Here is a 7,237-nt window from a genome sequence, read left to right on the forward strand (position 1 = left end):
CGCGGCGGCGAGCCGCGCGCGGGCGCCGCCGCCGTCACCGCGCGGGGGCGCCGGCCAGGTCGTCGGCCCGCGCCTCGGCGAGCAGGTGGGGGCGCGTCACGTCGCCGCGCGCGTCGAACGCGACCGGTCCCGAGAGCCCCACGAACGTCGCGCCGCCGTGCCCGACCCGCTCCAGGTACGCGCGCACCCCCTCGCGGTCGCGGGCGCCCGCGCGCATCGCCGCGACGATCAGCATGGTGGCGTCGTACGCCAGCACCGCGTCCGTCGTCAGCTCGCGCTTCTCCTCGGCGCGGTAGCGCTCGCGGAAGCGCCGCAGCGGCTCGCCGCCGCCCGCGGGGTCGACGAAGCGGACGAAGCGCACCCCGTCGAACCGCTGCGGCGCGGCGTACGCGAACCCGACGCCCACGCCGTCGCTCGCGTACACCGGCACGCGCGGGAGCCGCGCGCGCATCGGCACGAGGAACTGCGACAGCTCGCGCGCCCGCCCGAGCCAGAGCACGAGGTCGGGGCGCGCCGCGGCCGCGGCGAGCGCCGAGGCGGCGAGGCGCGCGGAGTCGGCGCCCTCGAGGTACGGCGACTCGTACACGGTCCGCGCGTCGCCCGCGGCGAGCCGCTCGCGCACCGCCGCCGCCAGCGCGCGCCCGTAGTCGTCGCTGACGTACACGAGCGCGACGCGCCGCGCGCCCTCGCCCGCGACCTGCCGCGCGAGGAACTCCGCCTGCCGCCCGTCGTCGGGGACGAGGCGGAAGCTGTACGGCCCCGCCTCGGCGAACACCGGCGCCGTCGTCGTGGGCGCGAGCTGCGGGAGCCGGCGCGCGTTGTAGACCTGCGACGCCGCGAGGCTGGCGGCGCTGTTCGAGTGCCCGACCACGGCCGCGACGCGCGGGTCGTCGGCGAGGCTGTCGGCGGCCGCGATCGCCGGCTCGGCCACCGTCGCCTGCCGCGGCGCGTGGACCACCAGCTCGAGGGGGCGCCCGTCGATCGGCCCCTCGGCGCGCGCGTCGGCGAGCGCCAGCCGCGCCCCGACGACGCCGTCCCCGTCCATCACCACGCCGATGCGCAGCGGCCCCGACGCCTCGCGCCGGCACGCGGCCGCGAGCGGCAGCAGGGCGGCGAGGATCGGGAGGAGTCTGCGGCGTCGCATGCTGGCGGGTAAGTTACACGGTCGTCATCTCCTGCGTCGCACTGCATCCCTTCGCACGCCGCAGACGTCGCGTCCGGGCGTCGCGCGGCGATGATTCCACGCACGTCGGCCGTCCAACGTTCGGACCCCCACGAACGGAGCGATGATCCCTGCGATCGAGACCACCGCGCTGGTGAAGCGGTTCGGCGAGACCCGCGCCGTCGACGGCATCGACCTGCGCGTCGAGCGCGGCGCCGTCTACGGCCTGCTCGGCCCCAACGGCGCGGGCAAGACCACGACCATCCGCCTGCTCGCCACCCTGCTGCGCCCCGACGGCGGGACGGCGCGCGTGCTCGGGCACGACGTCGCGCGCGAGCCCGCCGCGGTGCGCGCCAAGGTCTGCCTCACCGGCCAGTTCGCGTCGGTGGACGAGGACCTGACGGGCCACGAGAACCTCGTGCTCGTCGCGCGGCTGTTCGGGCACGCGTGGAAGGGCGCGCGGGCGCGCGCCGACGAGCTGCTGGCGGCCTTCGACCTCGCCGACGCGGCGGGGAAGCAGGCCCGCACGTACTCGGGCGGGATGCGGCGGCGCCTCGACATCGCGGCCAGCCTCGTCGTGACCCCCGAGCTGCTCTTCCTCGACGAGCCGACGACGGGGCTCGACCCGCGCAGCCGCAACCAGGTGTGGGACATCGTGCGCGCCATCGCCGCCGACGGCACGACGGTGCTGCTGACGACGCAGTACCTCGAGGAGGCCGACCGCCTCGCCGGCCGCCTGGCGGTCATCGACCACGGACGGGTGATCGCGGAGGGGACGAGCCAGGAGCTCAAGCGGTCGGTGGGGAGCAACGCGCTGCACCTGCGGCTCGACGACGCGTCGCACCGCGCCGAGGCCCGCCACGTGCTGCGGCGCGTGCTGGGCGCCGAGGTGCACGACGGCGCCGACGCGGCGTCGCTGACCGCGCGCGTGCACGACCCCGCGCGGCTCGCCGAGGCGGTCGCCGCGCTGGGCGCGGGCGGGATCGCGGTCGCCGAGCTGGCGTACGGGCAGCCGAGCCTCGACGACGTGTTCTTCGCCCTCACCGGCCGCGGCAGCGAGGACGCCGTCGCCGCCCCCGCCGCCTCGACGGAGAAGGTCGCATGAGCCTCCTCGCCACCACGCCCCGCCCGCCGGCCGCCTCGCCGTGGGCCGCGACGCTCACGCTCGGCTGGCGCGCGATGCTCAAGATCAAGCACGTGCCCTTCCAGCTGTTCGACGTCACGGCGTTCCCGCTGATGATGACGCTGATGTTCACGTACCTGTTCGGCGGCGCGCTGGCGGGGAGCCCGCGGGAGTACGTGCAGTACCTGATCCCGGGGATCGTCGTGCAGACCATCGTGTTCATCACGGTCTACACCGGCGTGGGGCTGAACGGCGACATCACGAAGGGGCTGTTCGACCGCTTCCGCTCCGTCCCGATCTGGCAGCCCGCGCCGATCTTCGGCGCGCTGCTCGGCGACGTGTTCCGCTACACGACGGCGGCGACGATGGTGATCCTGCTCGGCCTCGTGATGGGCTTCCGCCCGGCGGCCGGCGTCGTGGGGGTGGTGGCGGCGGTCGCGCTCATCATCCTGTTCGCGCTCTCGCTGTCGTGGATGTGGATCATCGTCGGGATGAAGGTGCAGTCGCCCGAGTCGGTGATGACGTCGAGCTTCCTGCTCCTGTTCCCGCTGACGATGGGGAGCAACATCTTCGTCGACCCGCGCACGATGCCCGGCTGGCTGCGGGCGGTGGTCGCGGTGAACCCGGTCACGCACCTCGCCGACGCGTCGCGCGGGCTGATGCACGGGAACGTCGCGGCGCGCGACGTGGTGTGGGTGCTGGTCGCGTCGGCGGTCGTGACGGCGGTGTTCGCGCCGATCGCGCTGCGCATGTACCACCGGGAGCGCTGAGGTGCGGCGCGCGGGCGGCGGCCCCGGCCGGCCCGGCGGCGAAACCCGCCGCCCGCCGCGGGCGTCGTGCAGGGCGTGACCGACCCCTCCGCCGACCCGCGCCCCCTCCCGGCGCCGCCATCGGGGCACGAGCCCGCGTTCGTCGGGGAGTTCCCGGCGCTGGCGGCGGCGCTCGCCGGCCAGCTGCGCGTCCTGCGCGAGCTGGGGCGCGGGGGGATGGGCGTCGTCTTCCTCGCCCGCGACGAGCCGCTCGACCGCCTGGTCGCGCTCAAGGTGCTCCCCGCGGCGCTCGCCGCGCAGCCGGCGACGCGCGAGCGGTTCCTCCGCGAGGCGCGCACCGCCGCCCGCCTCGCCCATCCCAACGTGGTGCCCGTCTACCGCGCCGACGCGGCCGGCGGGACCGCGTACTTCACGATGGCGTTCGTGGACGGCGAGTCGCTGGCCGACCGCCTGCGCGACCGCGGGCCGCTCCCGGCCGCCGACGCGGTCCCCATCCTGCGAGACGTCGCCTACGCGCTGGCCTACGCGCACGCGCGGGGCGTCGTGCACCGCGACGTGAAGCCGGAGAACATCCTGCTCGAGCGCGCGACGCGCCGCACCCTCGTCACCGACTTCGGGATCGCGCGCCCGGCCGACGGCGCGGGCGATGCGGACGACACGCCGGCGCCCCGCCTGACGCAGGACGGGCACGTGCTCGGCACGGTGCACTACATGAGCCCCGAGCAGGTGCAGGGGGAGCCGCTCGACGGGCGGAGCGACCTGTACGCGCTGGGCGTCGTCGCCTACCAGCTGCTGAGCGGACGCCTCCCGTTCGAGGGGATGGCCGCGCCGGGCGTGCTGGTCGCCCACGCGACGCGTCCGGCCCCGCCGCTGCGGCAGGCCGCGCCGCACGTGCCGGCGGCGCTGGCGGCGGTGGTCGACGGGTGCCTCGCGAAGTCGCCGGACGCCCGCCCCGCCAGCGGCGAGGCGCTGGCCGACGCGCTCAGCCGCGCGCTCTCCAGCGCGCTGGCGAGGCCGCCGCCGTGTGGCGCCGCGCGGCGCAGCTGCAGGCCGACGCGCTGCGCCGGCTGGAGGTCGAGCACTCGGCGCGCGCGCGGCTGGCGGCCGACGCCGAGGGCGCCGACGAGGCGACGCGCGGGTACGCCGTGCGCGACGTCGCGTCGGCGGCGGTCGAGGCGGGGATCTCCGAGCAGTACGTCGCGCTCGCGCTGGCCGAGTTGCCGCCGGGCGCGACGCCCGCGGTCGCCGGCGACGGGACGGGGATCACGGAGCGCCAGGCGACGCTGTTCCTGGGCACCGACGCGCGCTCGCTGGCGGTGTCGCACGTCGTCCCGGCGTCGCCGGCGCGCACGCTGCGCGCGCTCGGCCGCGTGCTGCAGCAGGCGCCGTTCGAGCTGCGGCTGCAGGAGGCGGTGGGGCCGCACCCGCTCGACGGCGGGGTGATCGTGTTCGCGTTCACCGGCCCGGTCATCGGCGTCATGAGCGCGTCGGGCGGCGGCTCCGGGGCGGGGAACGTGAACCCCTACTGGATGCAGACGCAGCAGGCGCTGGAGGCGCGCCGCCTGCACGTGACGCTCCGCGCGCTCCCCGGGACGCCCGAGCGTACCGAGGTGACGGCCACCTGCGACGTGCGCCCGGGCGTGCGCCGCAACGTGCGCGTCTCGCAGTGGCTGGGCGGCGGGCTCGGGGCGGGGACGGGCGCGTTCGCGGGCGGCGTGCTGGCGTCGAGCGCGGTCGTCGCGTCGGTCGCCGCGGTGGGCGCGGTGGCGGTGGGGCTGGCGGCCGCCGGCGCGAGCCTCTGGGTCTACCGGCTCGCGTATCCGGGGATGATGCGGAAGGCGCAGCGCGAGATCCACGGCGCGCTGGAGGCGGTCGCCGCCGCCGTGCAGTCGGAGGTGGTGTTCGGCGCGCTCCCGGGGCCGGGGCGCCAGCGGCGCATCGACCCCGACGGCGGCGCCGGCGGCGCCTACTGATACTGGATGTAGACCGGCTTGGGCGTCAGCGCGAGCACCTCGCTCGGCTTCATCAGCGGGTGCCCGGCCTTCGTGTCGTTGTGGTAGAACAGCTTGAAGCCCGTGTACTGCACGGGGTACGGGTAGATGAAGCGGGACCACGTCGCCTTCTTCCCGTACGGCGGCCCCCACCCGTCCATGTGCATCACGACCTGCACGCGCGGGTCGCGCTTGATGTTCTGGTAGTTCGTGACCATCGGCCCGGTGAACCGGTGGATCACCAGCACCTTGGGCGGCAGCTTGTGCTGCGTGACCAGCCCCGCGAGCAGGTCGATCGCCTGGTTGATGTGCCGCGCGTCGTACGTGCCGACGCGCCGCCCCGGGTCGCCGCCCTTCGTCATCGCGAACTCGGGGTCGAGGCCGAGGTGGACGTCGGGGCGCTGGAGGTAGGGGACGAGCACCTGCAGCTCGTCCTCGAGCGTGCTCTTCCCGATCTGCACGTCGAGGAACATCACGGCGTTCTTCTGCTTCGCCCACCCGTAGACCTTCTCGATGATCTTCGGGCTCTCGCGGCGGCGCCACTTCCCGTCCTCGCCGGCGGCGCCCTGCGCGACCACGGCGATCAGGTGCAGCGCCTGCTGCACCGGCGTCGACGGGTCGGCGCGGTTCCAGGCGGCGGTCTCGCGGTCGAGCTTCGCGAACATCTCGGGCTGCGGCAGCTCGCCGAGCACCCCCATGCGCTTGGAGTTCGGGTTGCCGTAGTAGGCGATGATGCGCTTCGCCGGCAGGAGGCTCCCCGGGAGCGGCGCCGGCCCCTTCACGGGCCACAGCTTCGCCGCCTCGGCGGCGCGCACGCTGTCGGCGCGCGCCTTCCGCGCCGCCGCCGGCTCGCCGGCCGGCGCGGCCGGGGCGGTGGCGGCCGGGCGGCGCGTCCCGCCCCCCTTGGCCGGGGGCTGCGTCGGCTGCGCGGTGAGCGCGAGCGCGGCGAGCGCGAGGGCGGCGGGGAGGACGACGGGGCGCAGCGACATCGGGGACGGACGGGGCGGGGGCGACGGAGGGGACGCGGCGGCGGGGCGCCGCGGCGCGGGGGATGCTAACCCGGGCCGTCCTACCCCGGCCACCCCGCCGGAGTGTCGCCCGGCGCCGCCGGGCCCGACCCGACCAGACGCGCACGGAGGAGTACCGATGGACGACCGACAGCGGCGGGACGACGCCCGCGAGATCGACCGGATGGCCCGCGAGGGCGGCAAGTCGGAGTGGCAGGAGCGCAGCGCGCCCGCCGCCGGCGACCCGGTCTCGGACGACGAGAAGCGGGGGCTCAACATCCTCGCCCAGTCCGACCCGCGCGGCGACGGGGCGATCGAGGGGGTGAGCGACCCGAAGGCCGACGACCTCCCGCGCACCCCGCCGCTCGACACGCGCGGCGACGCCGGCGGGGCCTGAGCGTCCGGCGCGGGCGTCGGGAGCCCCGTTACCGTTCAGCCGACCCTCCCGACGCCCGCCCGTGCCCCACACCGACCCCACCGACGCGCGCTGGCGCCGGCGGCGCCTCGCGGCGCGGCTGGCGTACGCCGCCGTCATCCTGCTCGCCACCTGGACCGGGCTGCGCTTCGACGGCGACACGTTCCTGGCCGGCGTGCGCCTGTGGCGCGCGGTGCACCCCGTCTTCCGTCCGAACGACGTGCTCGACGGGGTGCGGAACGTGGCGCTGTTCGCGGGGCTGGGCGGCGTGTGGGTCGTCACCGGCGACCCGGCGCGGATGGGACGCGCCCTGCTCGGCGCCACGGCGGCGGGGCTGGCGCTCAGCCTGCTCGCCGAGTCGCTCCAGCTCTTCTCGCCGGTGCGCATGGCGAGCGTCCTCGACCTCGCGACCAACGCCGGCGGCGCGCTGCTGGGCGGGGCCGCGGTCGCGTACGCCATCGCGGTGACCGCGCGTCGCCGGGCGCGCGGGCAGACGACGGTGGTGCCGCACCTGCTCGTCGCCGGCCCGTACCTCGGCGCGGCGCTGCTGGAGGCGTTCTCGGCGTGGGGGCGCCCCGACCGGACGCCGGGCGCCTGGGGCGGCCCGCGCACCCGCTGGGCGGCCTCGGTCGCCGAGTTCCTGCGCGCGCCGCACGCGCCGCCGGCGTGGAGCGACGTGCTCCTGTTCGCGCCCGCCGGGTTCCTCGCCGCGCGCGTCCTGCTCGAGCGCGGGCACCGGCGCGTCGTCGCGGCCGCGCTCGCGGCGGGC

General features: G+C 76.8%; 8 protein-coding genes. 6 read left to right on the forward strand and 2 right to left on the reverse strand.

The window, feature by feature from the left end; genetic code table 11:
- Positions 1-34: 34 nt before the first annotated feature.
- Positions 35-1,144, reverse strand: a complete 1,110-nt coding sequence (locus PYV61_RS17770) for an ABC transporter substrate-binding protein (protein ID WP_275834076.1) — start codon at positions 1,142-1,144, stop codon at positions 35-37.
- A 142-nt stretch (positions 1,145-1,286) separates the two neighbouring features.
- On the opposite strand from PYV61_RS17770, the gene PYV61_RS17775 reads away from it, so the two are divergent.
- The 4 genes from PYV61_RS17775 to PYV61_RS17790 all read left to right on the forward strand — a co-directional run bounded on the left by PYV61_RS17775 (position 1,287) and on the right by PYV61_RS17790 (position 5,028).
- Complete coding sequence (locus tag PYV61_RS17775; RefSeq protein WP_275834078.1) at positions 1,287-2,267, forward strand: ATP-binding cassette domain-containing protein; 981 nt, start codon at positions 1,287-1,289, stop codon at positions 2,265-2,267.
- Positions 2,264-3,055, forward strand: a complete 792-nt coding sequence (locus PYV61_RS17780; RefSeq protein ID WP_275834080.1) for an ABC transporter permease — start codon at positions 2,264-2,266, stop codon at positions 3,053-3,055. Before PYV61_RS17775 ends, PYV61_RS17780 begins: the two co-directional genes overlap by 4 nt.
- Before the next feature lie 75 nt (positions 3,056-3,130).
- The gene (locus PYV61_RS17785; RefSeq protein WP_275834082.1) at positions 3,131-4,498 is read left to right on the forward strand and encodes a serine/threonine-protein kinase; all 1,368 of its coding nucleotides are present in this window, start codon (positions 3,131-3,133) and stop codon (positions 4,496-4,498) included.
- Positions 4,426-5,028, forward strand: coding sequence for a hypothetical protein (locus tag PYV61_RS17790; RefSeq protein WP_275834084.1), 603 nt, complete (start codon positions 4,426-4,428; stop codon positions 5,026-5,028). Before PYV61_RS17785 ends, PYV61_RS17790 begins: the two co-directional genes overlap by 73 nt.
- Here PYV61_RS17790 and PYV61_RS17795 read toward each other — a convergent pair.
- Positions 5,022-6,035, reverse strand: a complete 1,014-nt coding sequence (locus PYV61_RS17795; RefSeq protein ID WP_275834086.1) for a hypothetical protein — start codon at positions 6,033-6,035, stop codon at positions 5,022-5,024. The genes PYV61_RS17790 and PYV61_RS17795 overlap by 7 nt on opposite strands.
- A gap of 157 nt (positions 6,036-6,192) precedes the next feature.
- On the opposite strand from PYV61_RS17795, the gene PYV61_RS17800 reads away from it, so the two are divergent.
- Together PYV61_RS17800 and PYV61_RS17805 are read left to right on the forward strand one after the other, a co-directional pair.
- Entirely contained in the window at positions 6,193-6,450 is a 258-nt protein-coding gene (locus PYV61_RS17800; RefSeq protein WP_275834088.1) for a hypothetical protein, read from the forward strand.
- 61 nt (positions 6,451-6,511) lie between these two features.
- On the forward strand, positions 6,512-7,237 hold a 726-nt coding region (locus tag PYV61_RS17805), incomplete at its 3' end, for a VanZ family protein (protein WP_275834090.1).

The sequence above is a fragment of the Roseisolibacter sp. H3M3-2 genome (genome assembly GCF_029211165.1).
Taxonomy (GTDB): domain Bacteria; phylum Gemmatimonadota; class Gemmatimonadetes; order Gemmatimonadales; family Gemmatimonadaceae; genus Roseisolibacter.

Bases quoted from the DNA above. Each gene is read 5' to 3' on its own strand.
- PYV61_RS17795 (WP_275834086.1), bottom strand. From the start codon at position 6,035: ATGTCGCTGCGCCCCGTCGTCCTCCCCGCCGCCCTCGCGCTCGCCGCG.
- PYV61_RS17770 (WP_275834076.1), bottom strand. From the start codon at position 1,144: ATGCGACGCCGCAGACTCCTCCCGATCCTCGCCGCCCTGCTGCCGCTC.
- PYV61_RS17780 (WP_275834080.1), top strand. From the start codon at position 2,264: ATGAGCCTCCTCGCCACCACGCCCCGCCCGCCGGCCGCCTCGCCGTGG.
- PYV61_RS17800 (WP_275834088.1), top strand. From the start codon at position 6,193: ATGGACGACCGACAGCGGCGGGACGACGCCCGCGAGATCGACCGGATG.
- PYV61_RS17775 (WP_275834078.1), top strand. From the start codon at position 1,287: ATGATCCCTGCGATCGAGACCACCGCGCTGGTGAAGCGGTTCGGCGAG.